Below are 557 nucleotides of genomic sequence, written 5' to 3' on the forward strand. Positions count from 1 at the left end.
GGTGGGGGTGGTGGCGGTGCTGGGGGTGCCCTGGTGTTGGGCGGTGCGGGCCCAGAGGTCCAGGGAGTCGTAGAGGGATTTGGCGATCACGGCGTCCAGGGTGGCGCCGAGTTGGGCCATGCCGTCGGGCAGGGGGGTGAACCAGACGGTGCGGTTCTGGCGGGCGCGTCCGTGGCGGGTGGTGAGGGATTCGGGGTTGTGGTCCTGGGCCAGGCGACGGATCTTGCGGGTCAGGGCGGCGAGGTTCATGCGGGCGGCGTGGGGCAGGAAGAGGGGTTCGAGGGTGGGCAGGAGCGTCGGGGGGACGTTTTCCAGGCCGCGGTGGATGGCGTGGAGGCGGAGTTCATCGAGTAGGCCCTGGTTGTGTAGGGCGGCGGTGGCGGGCAGTTGCGTGGCCAGGGTGGTGGCCTGGTCCAGGAGGGTGTGGGCGCGGCCGCGGCCGATCGCGTACAGGGCCATGATTTCCGCGTCCGCGTAGCGGGAGCGGTAGGCGGGGTCGGTGGCGGGGTCTTCCCCGGCCAGGGGCGGGCGGCGGGTGGCGAAGACGGCCAGGGCGG

General features: G+C 72.9%; 1 protein-coding gene. It reads right to left on the reverse strand.

Going from position 1 to position 557, the window contains the following annotated elements; all coding sequences use genetic code 11:
- Positions 1-557 (reverse strand): DUF222 domain-containing protein (locus AB4Y80_RS16905; protein ID WP_442215496.1); only part of this gene is annotated, 557 nt, incomplete at both ends.

This window comes from Specibacter sp. RAF43 (assembly GCF_052114065.1).
Taxonomy (GTDB): Bacteria; Actinomycetota; Actinomycetes; order Actinomycetales; family Micrococcaceae; genus Specibacter.